This is a genomic window from Nocardioides sp. Root190, assembly GCF_001428565.1.
Taxonomy (GTDB): Bacteria; Actinomycetota; Actinomycetes; order Propionibacteriales; family Nocardioidaceae; genus Nocardioides.
In genome coordinates, this window is sequence record NZ_LMIA01000013.1 from 341841 (window position 1) to 362760 (window position 20920).

At 71.8% G+C, this 20920-nt stretch carries 16 protein-coding genes; 9 read left to right on the forward strand and 7 right to left on the reverse strand.

From position 1 onward, the window contains the following. Window positions 1–32: 32 nt before the first annotated feature. Window positions 33–1181: a PQQ-dependent sugar dehydrogenase gene (locus tag ASE01_RS22175; RefSeq protein WP_056757891.1), complete on the forward strand. Its 1149-nt coding sequence runs from the start codon at window positions 33–35 to the stop codon at window positions 1179–1181. A gap of 17 nt (window positions 1182–1198) precedes the next feature. Here ASE01_RS22175 and ASE01_RS22180 read toward each other — a convergent pair whose 3' ends face one another. After that, complete coding sequence (locus tag ASE01_RS22180) at window positions 1199–3226, reverse strand: M3 family metallopeptidase (RefSeq protein ID WP_056757894.1); 2028 nt, start codon at window positions 3224–3226, stop codon at window positions 1199–1201. A gap of 9 nt (window positions 3227–3235) precedes the next feature. Further along, a complete protein-coding gene (locus ASE01_RS25085) occupies window positions 3236–4567 on the reverse strand; it encodes a hypothetical protein (RefSeq protein WP_056757897.1) in 1332 nt (443 codons plus the stop codon). A 137-nt stretch (window positions 4568–4704) separates the two neighbouring features. Here ASE01_RS25085 and ASE01_RS22190 point away from each other — a divergent pair, with 137 nt between their 5' ends. Continuing rightward, window positions 4705–5370 carry a thymidine kinase gene (locus tag ASE01_RS22190; protein ID WP_056758238.1) on the forward strand — a complete coding sequence of 222 codons (666 nt, stop codon included), beginning with the start codon at window positions 4705–4707 and terminating at the stop codon, window positions 5368–5370. A 1-nt stretch (window position 5371) separates the two neighbouring features. Here ASE01_RS22190 and ASE01_RS22195 read toward each other — a convergent pair whose 3' ends face one another. The 3 genes from ASE01_RS22195 to ASE01_RS22205 all read right to left on the reverse strand — a co-directional run bounded on the left by ASE01_RS22195 (window position 5372) and on the right by ASE01_RS22205 (window position 9884). Further along, entirely contained in the window at window positions 5372–6511 is a 1140-nt protein-coding gene (locus tag ASE01_RS22195; RefSeq protein ID WP_157537721.1) for an alkaline phosphatase family protein, read from the reverse strand. Between the two features lie 5 nt (window positions 6512–6516). Continuing rightward, a complete protein-coding gene (locus ASE01_RS22200; RefSeq protein ID WP_056757900.1) occupies window positions 6517–7086 on the reverse strand; it encodes a DUF5998 family protein in 570 nt (189 codons plus the stop codon). Between the two features lie 74 nt (window positions 7087–7160). Beyond that, on the reverse strand, window positions 7161–9884 hold the full coding sequence (locus tag ASE01_RS22205) for a bifunctional GNAT family N-acetyltransferase/acetate--CoA ligase family protein (RefSeq protein ID WP_235536150.1): 2724 nt from the start codon (window positions 9882–9884) through the stop codon (window positions 7161–7163). 92 nt (window positions 9885–9976) lie between these two features. On the opposite strand from ASE01_RS22205, the gene ASE01_RS22210 reads away from it, so the two are divergent. From ASE01_RS22210 to ASE01_RS22225, 4 genes are read left to right on the forward strand one after another with little or no spacing between them, the layout of a single operon-like run. After that, entirely contained in the window at window positions 9977–12526 is a 2550-nt protein-coding gene (locus ASE01_RS22210; RefSeq protein WP_056757903.1) for a DNA topoisomerase (ATP-hydrolyzing) subunit A, read from the forward strand. A 4-nt stretch (window positions 12527–12530) separates the two neighbouring features. Further along, window positions 12531–13250 carry an LppX_LprAFG lipoprotein gene (locus ASE01_RS22215; protein ID WP_056757905.1) on the forward strand — a complete coding sequence of 240 codons (720 nt, stop codon included), beginning with the start codon at window positions 12531–12533 and terminating at the stop codon, window positions 13248–13250. Between the two features lie 11 nt (window positions 13251–13261). Continuing rightward, window positions 13262–15025: an MFS transporter gene (locus tag ASE01_RS22220; protein ID WP_235536152.1), complete on the forward strand. Its 1764-nt coding sequence runs from the start codon at window positions 13262–13264 to the stop codon at window positions 15023–15025. Between the two features lie 9 nt (window positions 15026–15034). Beyond that, the gene (locus ASE01_RS22225; RefSeq protein WP_056757912.1) at window positions 15035–15529 is read left to right on the forward strand and encodes a beta-class carbonic anhydrase; all 495 of its coding nucleotides are present in this window, start codon (window positions 15035–15037) and stop codon (window positions 15527–15529) included. Between the two features lie 33 nt (window positions 15530–15562). On the opposite strand, the gene ASE01_RS22230 is transcribed toward ASE01_RS22225, so the two are convergent. Further along, a complete protein-coding gene (locus ASE01_RS22230; protein ID WP_056757915.1) occupies window positions 15563–16252 on the reverse strand; it encodes a PaaI family thioesterase in 690 nt (229 codons plus the stop codon). A gap of 80 nt (window positions 16253–16332) precedes the next feature. Between ASE01_RS22230 and ASE01_RS22235 the strand changes: the two genes are divergently transcribed. Both ASE01_RS22235 and ASE01_RS22240 read left to right on the forward strand, forming a co-directional pair. Then, complete coding sequence (locus ASE01_RS22235) at window positions 16333–17301, forward strand: GlxA family transcriptional regulator (RefSeq protein ID WP_056757917.1); 969 nt, start codon at window positions 16333–16335, stop codon at window positions 17299–17301. Between the two features lie 26 nt (window positions 17302–17327). Next, entirely contained in the window at window positions 17328–18062 is a 735-nt protein-coding gene (locus tag ASE01_RS22240; RefSeq protein WP_056757919.1) for a DJ-1/PfpI family protein, read from the forward strand. A gap of 46 nt (window positions 18063–18108) precedes the next feature. On the opposite strand, the gene ASE01_RS22245 is transcribed toward ASE01_RS22240, so the two are convergent. Further along, window positions 18109–18483, reverse strand: a complete 375-nt coding sequence (locus ASE01_RS22245) for a hypothetical protein (protein WP_056757923.1) — start codon at window positions 18481–18483, stop codon at window positions 18109–18111. A gap of 182 nt (window positions 18484–18665) precedes the next feature. Between ASE01_RS22245 and helR the strand changes: the two genes are divergently transcribed. Then, entirely contained in the window at window positions 18666–20894 is a 2229-nt protein-coding gene (gene helR, locus ASE01_RS22250; protein ID WP_056757925.1) for an RNA polymerase recycling motor ATPase HelR, read from the forward strand. Window positions 20895–20920 lie beyond the last annotated feature (26 nt).

Sequence of the window (20920 nt, forward strand, 5' to 3'; positions counted from 1 at the left end):
TGAGGTGGGACCTGACGGCGTACCGTCGTCACATGCGTGCACGCATCGCCCTTCTCGGAGCTCTTGCCCTCGTGACGTCCCTCCTCGGCGGCGCCGGTCCCGGCGTCGCCGAGGCGGCGGCCTCGCCCGCCCTCGACGTCGAGGTGGTGGCCTCCGGCCTCGACCACCCGTGGGAGGTCGGTGTGCTGCCGGGCGGTCAGCTGCTCGTGACCCAGCGGGAGCGGCGGACGCTCACGCTGATCAACCCGACCACCGGCGCCAAGCGCGACCTCGCGTTCCCGAGCTCCTCGGTGTGGGCGCAGGGCGAGACCGGTTTGCTCGGCCTGGCCGTCGACCCGGGATTCGCCTCCAACCGGCGGATCTACACCTGCTCGGGCTGGAAGCTCTCGACGGGCGCCCACGACATCCGGGTGATCGCGTGGCGCCTCGACGCCGGACTGACCAAGGCGACCTCGGCCGGCACGCTGATCGGCGGGCTTCCCTCCAACAGCACCGGTCGCCACGGTGGCTGCCGCCTGATGGTCCAGAGCAGTGGCGCCCTGGTCATCGGCACCGGCGACGCCGCAAAGGGCACCAACCCGCAGTCCCTGAGCTCGTACGGCGGCAAGATCCTACGTCTGCACCGCGTCACCGGCAAGCCGTGGCCCAGCAACCCGTGGGCGACCAGCAAGAGCAACCGCCGCTTCATCTACAGCTACGGCCACCGCAACGTGCAGGGCCTGGCCCAGCGCCCGGACGGCTCGTTGTGGGCGGTGGAGCACGGCAGCTACCGCGACGACGAGATCAACCTGATCGGCAGCGGACGCAACTACGGGTGGAACCCCGTCCCCGGCTACGACGAGAGCCGACCCATGACCGACGGGAGCCTGCCAGGCGCCCAGTACGCCGCGCGCTGGCGCTCCGGCGACCCGACCATCGCACCCTCGGGCATGGACGTCGTCGTGGGCAGCCGCTGGGGCGACCTCAACGGCGCACTCGCCGTCGCCGTGCTCAAGGGCAAGCGCCTGATGTTCGTGAAGTTCGACCGCACCGGCCGCTACCAGTTCACCCGCTACCCCGCCGAGCTGCGCACCTACGGCCGCCTCCGCGACGTCACCCGCACCCCCGACGGCTCGCTCCTCGTCACCACCGACAACGGCGGCGGCAACGACCTGGTCCTGCGGGTCCGCCCCGCCACCTGACTCGAGCGGCGGAGAGATCAGGTCAGGCCGCGGCGCACCAGCAACGGCTCGATCGGCGCCGGGCGGCCACGCCAGGCGGCGTACGACTCCAGCGGGTCACGGGTGCCGCCGATCCCGATGACGTGCTCGACGTACTGGTCGCCGTTGGCGCGGGTGAGGCCGCCGTTCTCCCGGAACCACGCGACGGTGTCGGCGTCGAGCACCTCGCTCCAGATGTAGGAGTAGTAGGCCGAGGCGTAGCCGGAGCTGAAGCTGTGGGCGAAGTACGGCGTGGAGTAGCGCGGCGGCACGGCCGGGTTGTCGAGGCCCACCGCGGCCAGCGCCCGCTGCTCGAACGCCTGCACCTCGTCGGGGTCGGTCGGCACGTCCTCGGGAGCGAGCTCGTGCCAGGCGAGGTCGATCAGGGCGGCCGCGAGGTACTCGCTCGTGCCGAAGCCCTCGTTGAACGTCTCGGCCGAGCGGATCCGCGCGACGACGTCCTCCGGGATCGGCTCCCCCGTCTCGTGGTGCACCGCGTAGTTGGAGAGCACCTCGGGCCACAGGATCCACATCTCGTTGACCTGGGAGGGGTACTCCACGAAGTCGCGGAACACGGCCGTGCCGGCCTGTGAGGGGTACGTCGCCCGGGCCAGCAGTCCGTGGAGGGCGTGGCCGAACTCGTGGAACAGGGTGCGGATCTCGTCCCACGTCAGCAGCGTCGCCTCCCCCGCAGCCGGCTTCGGCACGTTGAGGTTGTTGACGACCACGGCGGTGTCGCTGCCGGTCAGCACGGACTGGTCGACGAAGCTGCTCATCCACGCGCCCCCGCGCTTGGAGTCGCGGGTGTAGAGGTCGAGCAGGTAGAGCCCGATCGGGTCGCCGTCGCGGCTCACCTCGAAGACCCGGACGTCGGGGTGGTAGCCCTCGAGGTCGTCGCGCTCGACGAAGGTGAGCCCGTAGAGCCGCTCCGCCGCGAAGAAGACGCCGTCGCGCAGGACCCGCTCGGCCTCGAACCACGGCCGCAGTGCGGCCAGGTCGACGTCGTACTGCGCGGCGCGGACCCGCTCGGCGTAGAAGGCCCAGTCCCAGGGCTCGATGGCGAAGCCGGCCTGGGCCGCCAGCGCCTCCTGCTCGCGGCGTGCGTTGCGGGCGGCGGGCGCCGCGAGGCGCTCGAGCAACGAGCGGACCGCCTCGGGCGTGCCGGCGGTGTTGTCGGCCGTGACCGCGGCAGCGTGACTGACGAATCCGAGCAGTCGTGCCCGCTCGGCGCGCAGCCGGAGGACGGACAGCGCGAGCGTCCGGGTGTCGTGCTCGCCGCCCCGCGCGCCACGGAGCCGCTGGGCCTGCGACAGCCGGCGGCGCACCTCGCGGTCCGTGAGGGCGGACAGGTGCGGGTGGGCGGTCGGCAGCACGAGCGTGAGGAGGTGCTGACCGGCGAGTCCGCGCGCCTCGGCCGCTGCCGCAGCGGCGGAGATCTCTCCCGGGGTGAGTCCGTCGAGGTCGGCGGCGTCCTCGACGACGAGGCCGAGGTCGTTGCTGTCGGCCTGGAGGGCGAGCTCGAAGGCCGTCTCGTTGCGGGAGATCTCCTCGTTGAGCGCGCGGAGCCGGGACTTGTCGTCCTCACCGAGCGCCGCACCCGCGAGACGGAAGCCGGTGACGTAGCGCTCGACCAGGTAGGCGGCCTCGGGCTCCAGGCGCTCTGCGTCCGCCGCGACGGCCTGGATCCGCTCCCACAGCACGGGGTCGAGCCGGATCGCGTCGGAGTGCGCCGCCAGCCGTGACGCGAACTCCGAGCGGACGACGTCGACGGCAGGCGTCGCGTCGGCGCTCGCCTTGTTGTGGAACACCCCCAGCACCCGCGAGAGCGTGCTCCCGCTGAGCTCGAGCGGCACCACGGTGTTCTCGAAGTCGGCCGGCGCCGGGTCGGCGGTGATCGCAGCGATCGCCGCGATCTGCTCCGCCATGGCGGCCTCGATCGCGGGGCCGTAGTCCTCGTCCCGGATCCGGGCGAAGTCGGGCAGCTGGAAGGGGAGGTCACTGACCCCGAGCAGGGCGTCCGTCGTCACCGGGCCAGCCTACGAGGCCGCGGGTGGCTCTCCCGCGGCTGCCGCCGGCGCCGGCTCCTCCGACGCGGCGGCGCCGTCCGGCTCGGTGCCCTCCGATGCCTCGCGGGCGCTGACCTGGTCGGCCTCGGGCGTCGGCTCCGGCTGAGGCGTCGGCTCCGGCTCAGGCGTCGGCTCCGGCTCCGGCTCCGGCTCAGGCGTCGGCTCAGGCGTCGGCTCAGGCGTCGGCTCCGGCTCCGGCTCAGGCGTCGGCTCAGGCGTCGGCTCCGGCTCCGGCTCAGGCGTCGGCTCCGGCTCCGGTGTCGGTTCGGGCTGCGGCTCCGGCGTCGGCTCCGGCGTGGGCTGCGGAGTCGGCTGCGGCGTGACGGGAGGTGTGAACCCGCCACCGGCGCCGGTCCCGACGCCGGTCGAGCTGCTCCCGGCGGCTGCGTTCTTCGCCTGCTCCAGCGCGGCACGGACGTCGTCGGCGCACGTGCACAGCTCGACGAGGTCGGTCGGCCACGGCGCGGTCGCCAGCATCGGGACGGCGAGCGAGACGTCGACGAGCTCCTCGGCGTACCTCGCAGCGAGGGCCAGCACGGTGTCGGCGAACCCCTCCGTCAAGTGGTACGCCGTGAGTGCGGCCGCCAGCTCCCGGGGGTCGTCGAGGTCCGGGCTGCCGGAGCACAGCAGGACGCTCGCGCCCAGGGCCGCGTCGTCGACGTCCTGCGGGTCGCGCTCGCCGTTGCCGTCGGCGTCCACCGCGACGTTCGACCAGGTCGCGGGCAGGATGCCGAGCGGTCCCACAGCGGCGTCCCAGCGCGGGTCTGCGTCGAGGGCGCCGGCATCGGTGTCGTCGACGAGCCCGCGTCCCTGACGTCCGTCGAGGGCCGGGCCGACGAGGGCGGGCGTGACGAGTCCGGTGCTCGAGACCTGGTGTCCACCGTCGATTCCGCGGCCGTGGTCGGACTCGATGCGAGCGATCGCTGCGAGCACCAGCCAGTCCAGGTTGCAGTCCGCAGCGGCGTCGATGATGGTGGCCGCCCGCTGGTAGGCCAGCAGGGATGCGGCCGGCGCGTCGAGCAGGAGCCCGTCGTAGCCGGCGAGTCCGTCGACCGGCGCCTGGCGCACGGCCGCGGGCTCGATCGCTGCGGCGGGCTCCGGGTCCGGCGCCGGCGCCGGGGGCACCTCGATCGGAGTCGGCGGGGCCGCCTCGGCGCCCGTCGGCGAGGGATCCGCGGCGGGAGCCCCCTGCTCCACGATGCCGGTGGTGGCCAGGATGACGGCCAGCACTGCGACCAGGCCGACGATGCCGATGGCGCGACGTACCCACGTCGATGCCTGGGTGGTGGTGACCCCCATCATCCACCTCACCTCTCCTTGAGATCCGGATCACCAGTGTTCGCCGCTTTCGGCTTGGGCGCAGGCGATTGCGGCGATCACCGTCCCCGAACCGACTGTCGGATCCGATGGACCCGATCCCGGATGAGAGGATGCGGTCCGTGGCCGAGCTGACCTTCCGAACCGGGACGATGGATGCCGGGAAGTCGACCCTGGCGTTGCAGACCAACCACAACCACTCAGCGCGGGGACGTGCCGGACGGCTCTTCACCTCGCACGACCGGGCCGGGACCGCGACGGTCTCCTCGCGGCTGGGGCTCTCGGCGCAGGCCGAGGAGGTCGAGCCGGAGTTCGACTTCTGGCGCTACACCGTCGATGCGCTGACCCAGGGCGCCCGGATCGACTACTTCATCTGCGACGAGGCCCAGTTCTACACACCCGAGCAGGTGGACCAGCTCGCGAAGGTGGTCGACGAGCTCCAGATCGACGTCTTCTGCTTCGGCATCCTCACCGACTTCCGCACCCGCCTCTTCCCGGGCGCCGCCCGCCTGGTCGAGCTCGCCGACCGCACCGAGGTGCTGCAGGTCGAGGCGCTGTGCTGGTGCGGCCGGCGGGCGACCCACAACGCCCGCACCGAGGACGGCGTGATGGTCACTGAGGGCGAGGTGATCGTCGTCGGTGACGTCGACGCCGACCACCCGCCCACCGCCGTCGACGAGGTCGACGTCGCCTACGAGGTGCTGTGCCGCCAGCACCACCGCCGCGGACTCACCGCGGCCCGGGCTCGCGCGGTCAGCCTCTCCGCCGAACCGCTGCCGTTCAGCTGACTCAGTCCACCAGGACGGGGATCAGCATCTCGTCGTGGGTGAGCGAACCGTGCATGCCGATGAGCTTGGCCTCGTAGGGGAAGCCCTCGGTGGAGAGCACCGCGAAGTCGTCGCGACAGGCGACGACGACGTCGCCGATCCGCGGCAGGACCGACGGGTCGACCGGACCGAACCAGCCCCGTCCGATCGCCTCGGCCCGGGTCAGGACGTCGGCGCGCGCGCCGAGCACCTCCTGCCAGGTGGTGATCACGTCGGGAACGGCGCCACCACGGCAGTAGAGGTGCCGGAAGCGGGCCTCGCCGCCGACGATCGCGACGCCGGAGCGCAGCTCGTCGTGCTCCGCGACGTCGATGCGCGACTGCTCCGACACGTCGACCATGCCGTGGTCGGCCACGACCACCAGCCGCCGGTCGACAGGCAGTGCCTCACGCAGCTGCTCGGCCTCGTGGTCGATCATCGCGAGCTGCTGCAGCCACTGGCTCGAGGCGACGCCCCAGCGGTGGCCGGTCCAGTCGAGGTCGCCGTCGTACACGTAGGTCAGCGCAGACTGGCGCGGACCCGGCGTCGAGGCCGCCACGACGGCCGCGATCCGCTCGCCGACCCGGTCGACACCGACGTAGTCGGCTCCGCGGTGCGCCGCGACCGTGAGCCCGCTGCCGTTGAACTCGCGCTTGTTGACGACCGTGACCCGCACGCCCGCCGCCTGCAGCGAGCTGAACGTCGTCTGGTGCGGCTGCCACTGGGTCGGGTCGATGTCGTGGTCCCACACCAGCGCGTTGAGCAGGTCGCTGGTGCCGGGGATCCGGGTGGTGAAGCCCACCAAGCCGTGCGCGCCCGGGGCCAGCCCGGTGCCGAGCGAGGTGAGCGAGGTCGAGGTGGTCGACGGGACACCGGCCGTGGCCGGGGCGGAGCCCGCGAGCAGCGAGGAGAGGTACGGCGCTGCGTGGGCGTAGCGCTCCAGGAGGCGGGCGCCGAGACCGTCGATGAGGAAGACGACGTACGACGCGGCATCCGGCAGCACGAGGTTCGTCGGGGCCGGTCCGAGCGGGCTGCCGAGGGCGTGGGCGGCGGCCGGGACCAGGTCGCCGAGGGAGCGTACGCCGTACGCAGGCTCGCAGAAGGCCTCGCCGCTGGTGCTCACCCGCCTCAGCCCCGGGTCAGCGCGGAGAGCGAGGCAGCGAACGACAGCATGCCGCCGACCGCGTCCGGACCGTCGGCCGCCGCGGAGACCCGCAGCGAGAAGTCGTCGGAGGACATGGTGCCGGTGTAGCCGTGGTCGGCCTCGCACTGCGGGTCGTCGCAGGCCGCGGGCTCGAGGTCGAGGCGACTGACCGCTCCCCAGCCGATGGTGAGGACTGCCTCCGCGGGCGGGCGCGGGCCCGACGTGGGGTTGGTCGTCATCCGGGTGACCACGACCGAGGCGACAGCGCGCAGGCTGACCGCCTCGGTGGAGGTGGAGGTGTAGGGCTCGGGCAGCAGGTCGTCGCCGGTGTGCTCATCGGTGTGGGCGAGGATCAGCCGGGTCGGGGTCAGCACGATCACCGTCTGGTGGCGCCGCACCTCGTCACGCTCGAAGGTCGGCTCGTGGTGCACGTAGAAGGACACCACGCTCTCGCCGCCGACGGCGCCGTCCACGGCATCGGCCACGACCTCGGGGTAGTAGCCGGTGCGGTCGATCGCACCGTTGAGCTCGGTACGGCGGTCCCCGTCAGTCATGCGCGCATCCTGCCACGACGGGTCAGGCCCGGAGGCGGCAGCGTGGCGGGAGCCAGCCGGGAGCCAGCGGGGAATCAGTCGGGAAGCGTGGTGACCAGGTCGGGCATCCGGCGCACCAGCGAGTCCGGTCGCGGGTCCTTGACGGCGGCGACCCGGGCCGAGGCCGTCAGCACCCGGGCACCGTCGACGCCCGCCAGCACCAGCGACAGCTCGAGCGAGCTGACCTGCGGGAGGTCGTTCTGCAGGTCGGCGACCCGGGCGATGAGGTCCTCGATGGCTGCCACGTCGACCGCGTCGGCACCGCGGTAACCGAAGAGCAGCGGGGCACTCTTCACCTCGCGCACCATGGCGGCCACCTCGTGGTCGCCGAGCGGCGGGATCCGGTAGGACCAGTCGGCCAGCAGCTCGATCACCGGACCGGAGATGCCGAAGGAGACGACCGGACCGAACAACGGGTCCTCGAAGGAGCGCACCGAGATCGGTACCCCGGTCGGTGCGTTGCGCTGCACGACGAACCGACCGGTCGTCGGGTCCACGAGCTTGCTCAGTGCGTCCCACGCCTCGTGCATGTCCCCGGCGTCCCCGATGTTGCGCCAGACGTGGATCTGGTCGGGACGCTCACGCACCGAGGACAGCGTCGACTTGAGCACGACGTCCCAGCCGAGCTCCTCGCCGGCCGCAACCGCGGCAGCGAGGTCGGGAACGGGGTGGGAGGGCCACAGCTCGATGCCGTAGGCCCCCAGGAGCCGGGAGACCTGGTCACGGTCCAGCTCGACCTCCCTGTCGGCGCTCGCGACCTCGGGGTCCGCCAGGATCGAGTCGACCAGCCGGCGTGCGGAGCGGTCGTCCACGCCGTCGGGGTTGGCGGGTGCGCCGTCCGGGGCGTGCAGCCACACGGCGTACTCCACCACCCGGGCCAGGGCCCGCACTGCCGCCTCGACGGCGGGGTACGACGGCACCGAGCCTCGACCGGCGGACGAGCCCGCGACATCGGGGACCCGCAGGAGCTCGGGCACGCCCTCGGCACCGAGGAAGGACGACACGAGCGGCTTGTCGGACTGCTCCCCCACGGCGGCCAGCACGTTGGCGACCTCTTCGCCCGACACGTCGAGCGGCGGGATGTACACGGCGATGACCGAGTCGACGTCCGGGTCGTCGATCGCCTCGTCGAGGGCGTCCTCGAAGTCCTCGGCGGTCGCGTCGGCACCCAGGGCGACCGAGCGGTTGACCACGAGCCCCACCGCGGAGGCCGCGTCGGCGGCGAGGAGGCCCAGCGCGTCGGAGTTGCCGACGATCGCGACCCGGCGTCCCCGCGGCAGCGGCTGGTGGGCGAGCAGCTGGGCGACGTCGAACATGTCGTCGAGGGTGTCGACCTGGATCACGCCCGCCTGGCGGAACATGGCGTCGACCGCCGCCTGCGGTGCCCCGATGCGGCGTACGGCGTGGCCCATCGGCACACCCTGGGTGGTCCGGCCGGACCGGACCGCCACGATCGGCTTGCGCTGGGACACGCGGCGCGCGATGCGGGAGAACTTGCGGGGATTACCGATCGACTCGAGGTACATCATCACGACCTCGGTGGCGTCGTCCTCCTCCCAGTACTGCAGGAGGTCGTTGCCGGACACGTCGGCACGGTTGCCGGCGCTGACGAACGTCGAGAGGCCCAGGCCCCGGTTGCGGACCTTCTCCAGGATCGCCGAGCCGAGCGCACCGGACTGGCAGAAGAAGCCGGCACGACCGCGGGTCGGCATCACCGAGGACAGGGAGGCGTTGACCTGGACGGTCGGGTCGGTGTTGATCACGCCGAGGCAGTTGGGTCCGATCAGGCGCAGACCGTAGGAACGGCAGAGGCCGGCCAGGTGCCGCTGACGGCGACGGCCCTCCTCGCCGGTCTCCGCGAAGCCGGACGAGATCACGATCAGTCCGTGGACGCCCTTGTTGGCGCAGTCGAGCACCACGTCGGTCACGGCGTCCGCCGGGACGGCGACGATCGCGACGTCGACGTCGTCGGGGATGTCGTTGACGTTCTTGTAGGCCGGCATCCCCGACACCGCGGGGGCGCTGGGGTTGACGACGTAGACGCGACCGGTGAAGTCGGCCATCACCAGGTTGCGGACCAGGACCTGACCGATCGTGTCCTGGCGGCGGCTGGCACCGATGATGGCGACCGACTTCGGGTGGAAGAAGCGCTGGATCGAGGCAGCCTCGGCCGCGTGCTCGCGACCGCGCATCACGCCGATCGCGGTGTCGGTCGGGTCGATGGGGAACTCGAGCGTGATGACACCGTCGTGGTAGCCGCTCGCCACGCGATAGCCCGCGTCACGGAAGGTCTGGATCATCCGCGAGTTGTCGGGCAGCACCTCGGCGGTGAACCTCTCGACGCCACGCTCCCGCCCGGCCTGCGCGAGGTGCTCGAGCAGCAGCTGCGCGATACCCCGGCCCTGGTGGTCGTCCTCGACGAGGAAGGCGACCTCGGCCTCGTTGTCGCCCACGACGTCATACCTGCCGACGGCGATCATCTGCTGCTGGACGACCAGCACGAGGGCCACCCGGTCGGTGTGGTCGACGTGGGTGAACCGACGGACGTCGCGCTCGGAGAGGACCGGCATCGGGGAGAAGAACCGGTAGTACTTCGACTCGTCGGAGACCCGCGCGTAGAACTCGACCATGAGCTCGTCGTCCTCGGGCCGGATCGGCCGGATGTGGGCCGTGCGCCCGTCACGGAGCAGGACGTCGCCCTCCCAGTGCGCAGGCGGCGCCTCGATCTCTTCGGTCGGGGTCGCATCGCCAGCACTCACGAGGACAAATCTATCGGTCCGGACCTACCAGTGGGACGCCCCCGGCGTGCCCAGTCGCACTTGGTCAGTGCTCAGGCGGAAGAATGAGGTCCATGGCACGGCGCAGCAAGCAGGATCCACTTCCGGAGGACTTCGAGGAGCACATCCTCGACACCGACATCCGAGACGAGATGCAGTCGTCGTTCCTGGAGTACGCCTACTCCGTCATCTACTCGCGGGCACTGCCCGATGCACGTGACGGACTCAAGCCGGTCCAGCGCCGCATCCTCTACACGATGAACGACATGGGACTGCGGCCCGACCGCGGCCACGTGAAGTCGGCGCGCGTCGTCGGTGAGGTCATGGGTCGGCTGCACCCGCACGGCGACGGCGCGATCTACGACGCCCTGGTCCGCACCGCCCAGTCGTGGTCCCTGCGCCTGCCCTTCATCGACGGGCACGGCAACTTCGGATCGCCCGACGACCCGCCCGCAGCGATGCGGTACACCGAGTGCCGCATGGCCCCCTCCGCGATCGCGATGACGGACTCGATCGACGAGGACACTGTCGACTTCAAGCCCAACTACGACAGCCGCGAGTACGAGCCCACGGTCCTGCCCTCGGCCATCCCCAGCCTGGTCGTCAACGGAACGACCGGCATCGCGGTCGGCATGGCCACCAACATGGCCCCGCACAACCTGGTCGAGGTCGTGCAGGCGCTGCGCCACCTGATCCAGCACCCGAAGACCGACGTCGAGGGCCTGATGAGGTTCATCCCGGGCCCCGACCTGCCGACCGGCGGCAAGATCGTCGGCCTCGACGGGATCCGCGACGCCTACGAGACCGGACGCGGCGTCTTCCGGATGCGTGCCACCGCCCGGATCGAGACCATCGGGCGCCGCAAGGGCATCGTGGTGACCGAGCTGCCCTACGGCGTCGGCACCGAGAAGGTCATGGAGCGGATCAAGACGCTGGTCCAGTCCAAGAAGATCCAGGGCATCGCGGACATGAAGGACCTCACCGACCGCGAGAACGGCCTGCGCCTGGTCATCGAGGTCAAGAACGGCTTCGTGCCCGAGGCGCTCCTCGAGCAGCTCTACAAGCAGACGCCGATGGAGGACTCCTTCGGCATCAACAACGTCGCCCTGGTCGACGGCCAGCCCCGCACCCTGGGCCTCAAGGAGCTGCTCGAGGTCTTCCTCAAGCACCGCTACGAGGTCGTGCGCCGTCGTACCCAGTTCCGCCGCAACAAGAAGGCCGAACGCCTGCACCTCGTCGACGGCCTGCTGATCGCGCTGCTCGACATCGACGAGGTCATCCAGGTCATCCGGACCAGCGACAACTCCGCTGCCGCCAAGGAGCGGCTCCGCAGCGTCTTCGACCTCTCCGACGCGCAGGCCGAGTACATCCTCGAGATGCAGCTGCGACGCCTCACCCGCTTCTCCCGGATCGAGCTGGAGAAGGAGCAGGAGGAGCTGCGCACGGCGATCGAGGAGCTCGACGCGATCCTCGGCGACGAGGCCCTGCTGAAGAAGCTCGTCTCCACCGAGCTCGCCGACGTGGCCAAGACCTTCGGCACCCCACGTCGTACAGTCCTGCTCGAATCGGCCGGCAGCACGGCCATCACCGCAGCCGCCGTGCAGCTCGAGGTCGCCGACGACCCCTGCTTCGCACTGCTCTCCTCCACCGGCCTGCTGGCGCGTACGACGGGCGCCGACGAGATCGGCACCGGCGGCGGCCGCGCCAACCACGACGTCGTCACCTCCGCGATCCGTACGACGGCCCGTGCCGACGTCGGCGTGCTCACCTCGCGCGGGCGACTGATCCGGCTCGCCGTGCTGGACCTGCCGGCGATCCCGCCGTCCGCCAACGAGCCCAACCTCCAGGGCGGCCTGCCCATCGCCGAGGTGCTGGAGCTCGCGACCGGCGAGCGTGCGCTGGGGCTCACCTCCCTCACCGGCGAGGGCCACGGACTCGCCCTCGGCACCCGCCAGGGAGTGGTCAAGCGGGTCAACCCGGAGGTCCTCGGCAAGGACGAGTGGGAGGTCATCTCCCTCAAGGACGGCGACGAGGTCGTCGGCGCCGTCGAGCTGCAGACCGGGCTGGAGGAGCTCTGCTTCGTGACCTCCGACGCCCAGCTCCTGCACTTCGCCGCGGACTCCGTGCGCCCGCAGGGTCGCTCCGGCGGCGGCATGGCCGGCGTCCGGGTCACCGACCGTGAACGGGTGAGCTGGTTCGGCGTCCTGGACCTCAACGCTCCCGGCGGAGTGGTCCTCGTGACGGCGTCGGGCTCCTCCACCGCCCTGCCCGGCACCGAGCCGGGCTCGGTCAAGGTCACCGACTTCTGGGAGTACCCCGCCAAGGGTCGCGCCACCGGCGGCGTCCGCTGCCACCGCTTCCTCAAGGGCGAGGACACCCTCGTCTTCGCCTGGGCCGGTCCCGCGCCGGCCAGGGCGGCTGCCGCGAGCGGTGCACCGGTCGACCTGCCCGAGGCCACCGGGCGACGTGACGGATCCGGGCTGCCCGGCAGCCAGGCGCTCGCCGCTGCCGCAGGCCCGCTCGTCGCATCGCTGAGCCTCGACCCGACCGCCGCGTCCGGCTCCGACGCGACCGCCTCCGGGGCGCCTGGGTCCGGGGCGTCATCCCCCGATGTGTCAGGGTGATTGCATGACGACCTCCACCCGTGTCGCCGCTGGCCTGCTCACCGCACTGGTCACGGCCAGCGCTCTCACCGCCTGCTCCGGCGACGACGGTGGCGGCGACGACGCCCCCTCGTGGACCGACACGGCCGCCAAGGCGAAGACGTTCCTCGACGACACCAGCGGAGTCGAGGTCAGCATCTCGACGGGCGACGACCCGGGCGTCGACTACCTCTCCGCGGCGAGCGGCACGATCGTCGCCGACCCGCCCGCCTTCGAGGGCGACGTCAGCGGTTCGGTGTCCGGACTGCCCGTCAGCGGCGTGCCGGTCATCTCCGTCGACGGCACGCTCTGGATCAACCACGCCCTCCTCGGCGGCTGGAGCGACCGCTTCCAGGCCGCGGACCTGTGCGCGCCCGACCCGGCCACGCTGCTCGACCCCGACACCGGCGTCTCCAACGTGCTGACCAGCAGCACGGACGTGAAGGCCGGCGAGTCCGAGCGGGGCGGCGAGGACAACAAGGAGATCTTCACCACCTACTCCGGCTCCGCCACCGGTGACTCGATCCGCGAGATCCTGCCCTGTGCCGAGGGCGACGACTTCGGCGCGACCTACCGCGTGGACGAGGACGGTCAGCTGCGCACCGCCCGGCTGACCGGTGTGTTCTTCCCCGATGCCGACGAGGTGACCTACACGATCGACGTGACGGCGTACGACGTCACCAAGGACATCTCCGCACCCGAATGAGCACGGCAGGGGTGACCGAACCGGTCAGCGGTCCGCTCGCCCGCGACCGCGCGCTGCTCGTCTTCTGCGCGGTGGCCGTGGCCTTCGCGGCGGTCGACACCTACGTCGTCGTCCTCGCGCTGCCGGACATGATGGCGGGCGTCGGCATCCCCGTGGACGAGCTCCAGCGGGCGGCGCCGATCGTGTCCGGGTTCCTGCTCGGCTACGTCGCGATGCTCCCGCTCATCGGCCGGATCGCCGACCTGCGCGGACAGGTCCCGGTCCTGGCGATGTCGCTGGTGCTGTTCTCGATCGGCTCCTTGGTCACGGCGGTCTCCTACGACCTCCCGAGCATGGTCGCCGGCCGCTTCCTCCAGGGCGTCGGCGGCGGCGGCCTCGTGCCGGCCACGATGTCCCTGGTCGCCGCCCTCTACCCGGTCGAACGCCGCGGACTGCCGCTCGGCCTGGTCTCGGCGGTCCAGGAGTTCGGCAGCGTGCTCGGCCCGCTCTTCGGCGCCCTCGTGCTCTCGTTCACCACCTGGCGCGGCATCTTCGCGATCAACCTCGCCGGCGGCGCCGTCCTGCTCGTCTCCGTCACCGTGCTCGCCCGCTCCCATCGTTCGTCGGGTGCCGGGCGCGAGGAACCAGCGACCGGTGCAGCCCGACGCCTCCCCACCGCCCTCACCCGCCCCGTGGCCCTCGTCCTGCTCGCCGTCACCACCGGCGCGGGCCTGATCACCTTCATCCAGCCCTCCAGCCTCCAGCGCGACCTCACCTGGGGCCAGCTCTTCATCCCGTACGTCGACGGGGGCAACCGCTGGATCACCCCCATCGGCGTCACGACGATCGTCGCGTTCGTTGCCTTGAGCCTGTGGTGCTGGTTCCTGCCGCGCGCGCTCGTGGACCTGCGCGGCTGGCTGGACCACCTGCTCGCCGCCGACCTGCTGGGCGCCGCCCTGCTGGCGCTCACCCTCGGCGGGATCGTCCTCGCCTTCGCCACCGCCGACCCGGAGGTCGCGGTGTTCTCGCCGCAGGGGCCGTGGTTCCTGGCCGGTTCGGGGATCGCCCTCGTACTCCTGCTCCTGCACCTGCGTCGCGCGGACGACCCGATCGTCCCGCGGGGTGCGCTGCGCGCCACTCCGGCGTGGGGCTCGCTCGTGGTGAGCTTCCTGGTCGGGTGGGCGCTGATCGCGGCCCTGGTCGACATCCCGCTCTTCGCCCGCACGACCACCGAGCGCGAGTCCCAGCTGGGAGCCGCGCTGGTGCTGCTCCGGTTCCTCGCCGCACTGCCCGTCGGTGCCATCGTCGGCGGCTGGCTGCTGCGACGGGTCAACGCGGGCGTCCTGACCGCCGCCGGCATGGCCGCGGCAGGGGTGTCCTTCCTGGTGATGGCGCAGTGGGACGCCACCAGCCTCGACGGCTTCGCGTCCAACCTGCCGCTGGTGCTCGGGGGCTTCGGCTTCGGTCTGGCGCTCGCGCCCGTCAACGCCGCGATCCTGGCCTCCACCGACGACGACGCCCACGGCCTGGCCAGCGCCCTGGTCGTGGTCGCCCGGATGGTCGGCATGCTCGTCGGCATCTCGGCACTCACGACCATCGGGCTGCGTCGCCTGTACGCCGCCCAGGAGGACGACCCGAGCCTCAGCATCCTCGAGCTCGGCATCGTCCAGGAGCACTCCGTCTTCGTCGGCGCCGCCGTGGCCGCCTTCGCTGCCGGCGTACTCGCCCTCGTGCTGTTCGCCCGGGCGAACACCCGAGGAGTGGACACGGCCGAGGTCCTGCACGCGGCTGGATAACCTAGGGCCGTGGGCGACTTCGATGACCTGTTGAAGGCAAACCGCGTTTTCGCGGACTCGTTCGACCTGGGTGGGTTCGATGGCAAGGCTCATGCCGGCGTCGCCATCGTCACCTGCATGGACTCGCGGATCGATCCGCTGGGCATGCTCGGTCTCAAGCACGGCGACGCCAAGATCTTCCGCAACCCCGGTGGCCGTGTCACCGAGGCGGCGCTGGAGGCCCTGGTCCTCGGCGCGCACCTGCTCAACGTGGACCGGATCCTGGTGATCCCCCACACCCGCTGTGCGATGGCGGCGAGCTCCGAGGCCGAGATCCAGGCGAAGATCGGCGAGGCGGTCGGCCAGGACGTCACCTGGCACGCCTTCCACGTGATCCCGAACCAGAAGCAGAGCCTGGCCGAGGACGTCCGCAAGGTCCGCGCCCACCCGCTCATCCCCGACTCCGTCAAGGTCGGTGGCTTCATCTACGACGTCGACAGCGGGCTGCTCTCACACGAGGTCTGACCTCCCGAGCCAACCCAGTCCGCCGGAGCCCACTCAGTCGAGCGAACCGATGTCCGCCTCGACCGGGTTCTCATGGGCCCAGCGCGGGACGATGAATAGTCCGTGCGCCTGCACCGCGGGACTGCCGTCGGAACCCTCTCCGGCTGCGGCGATGTGGGCGTCCACGACGACCTTGCGTCCCTCGACGCTGGTGATCCGGCCCTCCATCCGCACCGGCCCCAGCGGGAGCGGCTGGACATAGCGCAGGGTGAGGGTGCCGGTGACCGTCATCCGGGTGTGCCGCGCGCTCGCGGTCTCGCCCATCAGGTGGTCGAGCATCAGCGCCGACACCCCTCCGTGGACGCATCCCGGCGGTCCCTCGTAGGCCACGCCCAGGTCGAATGCGGACCACACTGTGTCGTCCTCGCCCCAGTTCAGGACCACCGGCGGGGCCATCGCGTTGCGCACGCCGACGACCGCGTTGCCCCAGTTCCAGGATCGGCCCTCGGCATTGAAGTGGATCCCGGCCGGGCCGCTCGCGGCCTCCTCGGCGAGGAGGAGCTCGGCCTCACGGACCAGCGCGCGAGCACGCGCGACCCGCTCCTCGTCGACGTCCGTGCGGATCGCCACGTCGACGAGCCGTCGCAGGTCCGCGGCCAGCGCGCCGTGCACGTGCTCGGACGCCTCGACCTCGGCGGTGCTCAGCGGGGAGAGGGAGAAGGAGTCGGAGGAGAGCGTGGACACCTGTCCAATCTATCGCCAGTGTCCTGATCTGTGGGGTCCTTGTCGTTGACGCCATCACAGAGCGCCGGGACAGTGAAGCCATGCGCACCGTGGTGGTCGTCGGGTACGACGGGGTCCAGGGCATCGACCTGGTCGGCCCCTTCGACGTCTTCACCGGCGCCACGACGTACCTCGCCAGCACCGGCCTCGACACCGGGTACGACGTCTCGGTGGTCTCGGTCGGCGGGCGGCCCGTCACGACCGGACCCGGCACCGGGCTGCAGATCGTCACGCAGCCGCTCCCGGGCGCCGACGGCCTCATCGACACCGTGGTGCTGCCCGGTGGCTTCGGTGTGGACGGCGCCCGCGCAGATGCGGCGCTGATCGACTGGATCCGTGGGGTCTCGCTCCGCGCGCGCCGTGTCGTGACCGTCTGCAGCGGTGCCTTCCTCGCCGCGGAGGCCGGACTCCTCGACGGCTGCCGAGCCACCACGCACTGGTCGGAGGCGGCACGGCTCGCCGCGGAGTACCCGGCCGTCACCGTCGACCCGGACCCGATCTTCGTCCGGAGCTCGGACCGGGTGTGGACGGCCGCCGGCGTGAGCGCCGGCATCGATCTCGCGCTCGCGCTGGTCGAGGACGACCACGGTCACGAGGTCGCCCAGACCGTGGCGCGCTGGATGGTGCTCCACCTGCGGCGGCCCGGCGGCCAGACCCAGTTCGCCGCCCCGGTGTGGATGCCCCGGGCACGAAGGGACCCCGTGCGCGACGTCCAGGAGCACATCGAGGCGGACCCTGCGGGCTCCCACTCGGTCACCGAGCTCGCCCGGCGTGCCGCGATGAGCCCGCGCCACTTCACCCGGGTCTTCACCGAGGAGATCGGCGAGGCGCCCGGCGCCTACGTCGACCGAATCCGCACCGAGGCAGCCCGGCGCCTCCTCGAGCAGACCGACGACCCGGTGACGGTGGTGGCCACCCGCTGCGGCTACGGCTCGGCCGAGTCCCTGCGTCGCAACTTCGGACGACGTCTCGGCATCTCCCCCGACCAGTACCGCAAGACCTTCGCCTGATCCCTCGACCCGCCAGGAGAACCACCGTGCAGATCGCGATCGTGCTCTACCCCGGCTTCACCTCGCTCGACTTCATCGGCCCCTACGAGGTGCTGCGGATGCTGCCCGACGCCGAGATCCGTTTCCTCTGGCACGAGCCCGGCCCCGTCCATGCCGACTCCGGCGTCCTGGTCGTCGCCGCGACCCACACCTTCGAGGAGACCCCGGCACCCGACGTGGTGCTCGTCCCCGGCGGCATGACGTCCGCGGAGCACGCACGCGACGAGAAGGTGCTGGCCTGGCTGCGCCAGGCGCACCGGACCTCGACCTGGACCACCTCGGTCTGTTCCGGTTCGGTGCTGCTCGGCGCCGCCGGGATCCTCGACGGTCTCCGCGCCACGTCGCACTGGTCCTGCGTGCCGCTCCTGAGGACCTTCGGCGCACGCCCGGTGGGTGACGAGCGGATCGTCCACGAGGGCAAGGTCGTCACCGCGGCCGGAGTGTCGGCCGGCCTCGACATGGCGCTCTGGCTGGCCGGCGAGATCGCCGGACCCGCACGGGCGGAGTCGATCCAGCTCGTCATCGAGTACGACCCCCAGCCGCCGTACGACGCCGGGCACCTCTCGAAGGCGTCCGCGCGGACCAAGGCATCGGCCACTGCGCTGCTCGCGAGCGACCTGGCCGCGACCGGTCAGCTGCTCACGCCCGGCCGCCTGCTCTGGGACCAGGCCGTCCGACGTGCCCGTTCGGGCCGACGGCGTACCAAGGTCTCCGCTGGCTGAGCCCCGCCGGTCGAGGTACGCCGAGGCTCGAGACCTCAGACCGGAACTACCCCAGTAGCTGTCGCAGCGACCGATCCACCAGCGCACCGGGCAGCTCGTCGAGCCGCTCCCGCAGCGCACCCAGGTCGCCGAAGCCGGAGACCAGGTCCACCAACGCCTCCGTCGCAGCAGCCGGATCCTCACCGAGGTCGACGTCCATCAGCAGGGGGCAGTCCACCGCGCCGCCGTCGGGCTCGGGTGGCAGGTCGGGGAGCCAGCAGCCGACCTCCAGGCGCAACGTGGCCGCTCGCCCGACGCCTTGGACCCGCGGGTCGACGTACCAGAACAGGTCACCGACCGGGATCCGGAGGTGGCCCTTGCGTGCCTTGGCGCCACGCGCCTTGAGCACCTTCACGACCGCTGCCCGGCTCTCGCTCACCACGTCCCCAGCATCACTCCTCACCACTCCCCCTGTCGACTCGGGGTGCGCACGGCGAGCGCGACCGTCCCGGGGAGGTGCGGAAATGACGAAAGGAAGGGGAGAACTGTCCCCTTCCACTCCCAAGATATAGCGCACCACGGGGCTTGCGGCAAGGCCCTGGTGGCATCGGAGAATCACCGGTCGTGACCCCTCGGACCGCCCCTGCCTTCGCCCTGCCACCACACCTCTCCGCCAAGTCCGCCCCCTCCCTGATCGGTCCCGACGAGGACCACTTCGCCGCCATCACGGCCGCCGTCGACCACGCCGTCGCCGACCTGACCGCCCGCCTCGACGAGGCGCGGCGTACCCCCGGCGGGCACGGCACCGCCGCCCTCGAGCGCGACCAGGAGGTGCACCGACTGACCTCCCGGCTGCGTACGTTGCGCCGCTTCGGCCGCGACCTCTGCCTGGGTCGGGTCGTGGCCACCGAGGACCCGGAGCCCTTGTACGTCGGCCGCCTCGGCCTCGTCGACAGCGAGGGCCGGAGACTGCTCGTCGACTGGCGCTCCCCCGCTGCCGAGCCGTTCTTCGCTGCGACCCATGCGCACCCGATGGGCCTGGCCAGCCGCCGCCGCTACCGCTGGACCCTCGACACCATCACCGACTACTGGGACGAGGTCTTCACCGCCGACGGCCTGGAGGGACACGCGGCGCTGGACGACCAGTCCGCCTTCATCGCCAGTCTCGGGAGCCACCGTTCCGCACAGATGCGTGACGTGCTCGGCACCATCCAGGCCGACCAGGACGCGATCATCCGGGCCGAGTCGCGGGGCACGCTCGTCGTCGACGGGGGGCCCGGCACCGGCAAGACCGTGGTGGCGCTGCACCGTTCCGCCTACCTCCTGTACGCCGACCCGCGCCTGGGCCATCGACGCGGAGGCGTGCTGTTCGTCGGTCCCCACCGGCCCTACCTGGCCTACGTGGCGGACGTGCTGCCGAGCCTGGGCGAGGAGGGCGTGCTGACCTGCACGCTGGCCGACCTGGTCCCGGAGAGCGAGGCTGCCGTTGCCGAGACGGATCCCGAGGTGGCGCGCCTGAAGGCCACGGCCGCGCTCGTCCGGGCCGTCGAGAAGGCCGTGCAGGTCTTCGAGGAGCCACCCTCAGCAGGGATGGAGGTCGAGACGCCCTGGGCGGACGTGTGGGTCAGCAGCGCCGACTGGGCCGAGGCCTTCGCCGCCCCCGAGCCGGGTGTGCCCCACAACGAGGCACGCGAGCAGGTGTGGGACGAGCTGCTCACGATCCTGGTCGACAAGATCACCGATGCCGACCCAGGTGCCGACCCAGGTGCCGACTCAGGTGCCGACTCAGGTGCCGACTCAGGTGCCGATTCAGGTGTCGACGCGAAGGCCGTCCGGGCCGCGCTGCGGCGCAGCCCGGCGCTCGTCGAGGCGATGGGACGCGCCTGGCCGATGCTCCGGGCGAGCGACCTGGTGGGCGACCTGTGGGCCGTGCCCGCGTACCTCCGCGCCTGCGCACCGTGGCTGACCGAGGACGAGGTACGGGTCCTGCGCCGATCCGAAGGTTCGCCCTGGACCACCGCGGACCTCCCCCTGCTGGACGCAGCCCGGCTGCGTCTCGGCGACGCCGAGGTCACCGCGCGCACGCGTCGCCAGGAGGCGGCCCGCGCCGCCGAGAAGGAGCAGATGGACGCCGTGGTGGACCACCTGGTCGCCAACGACGACTCGGAGATGAAGCTGATGTCGATGCTGCGGGTGCATGACCTGCAGGGCGCCCTGGCCGACGTCTCCCCCGACGACGGGCTCGTCACCGGAACCGACGGCCTCGCCGGGCCGTTCGCCCACGTCGTGGTGGACGAGGCGCAGGAGCTCACCGACGCGGAGTGGCAGATGCTGCTGGTCCGCTGTCCCTCACGGAGCTTCACGATCGTCGGCGACCGGGCCCAGGCCCGTCACGGGTTCACCGAGTCGTGGGAGGACCGCCTGGCACGTGCCGGGCTCGACCACGTCCGGATCGCTGCACTCAGCGTGAACTACCGGACCCCGGCCGAGATCATGGCCGAGGCGGAGCCGGTCATCCGGGCCGCGATCCCCGACGCCAACGTCCCGACCTCCATCCGCACCAGCGGCGTCCCGGTCACGCACGGCACGATCGACGACCTCGGGAGCATTCTGACCACCTGGCTCGCCGAGCACCCCGAAGGCACCGCCTGCGTGATCGGCTCCCCCACCACGACGGCGTTCCCGAGGGTGCAGTCCCTGACGCCCGAGCTGGCCAAGGGCCTCGAGTTCGACCTGGTCGTGCTGATCGACCCGGAGGCCTTCGGGGACGGCATCGAGGGCGCCGTCGACCGGTACGTCGCGATGACGCGGGCGACCCAGCGGCTCGTCGTGCTGGCTGATCGGACGAGCTGAACGGCAACGCGGCACGGCGCCGCCCC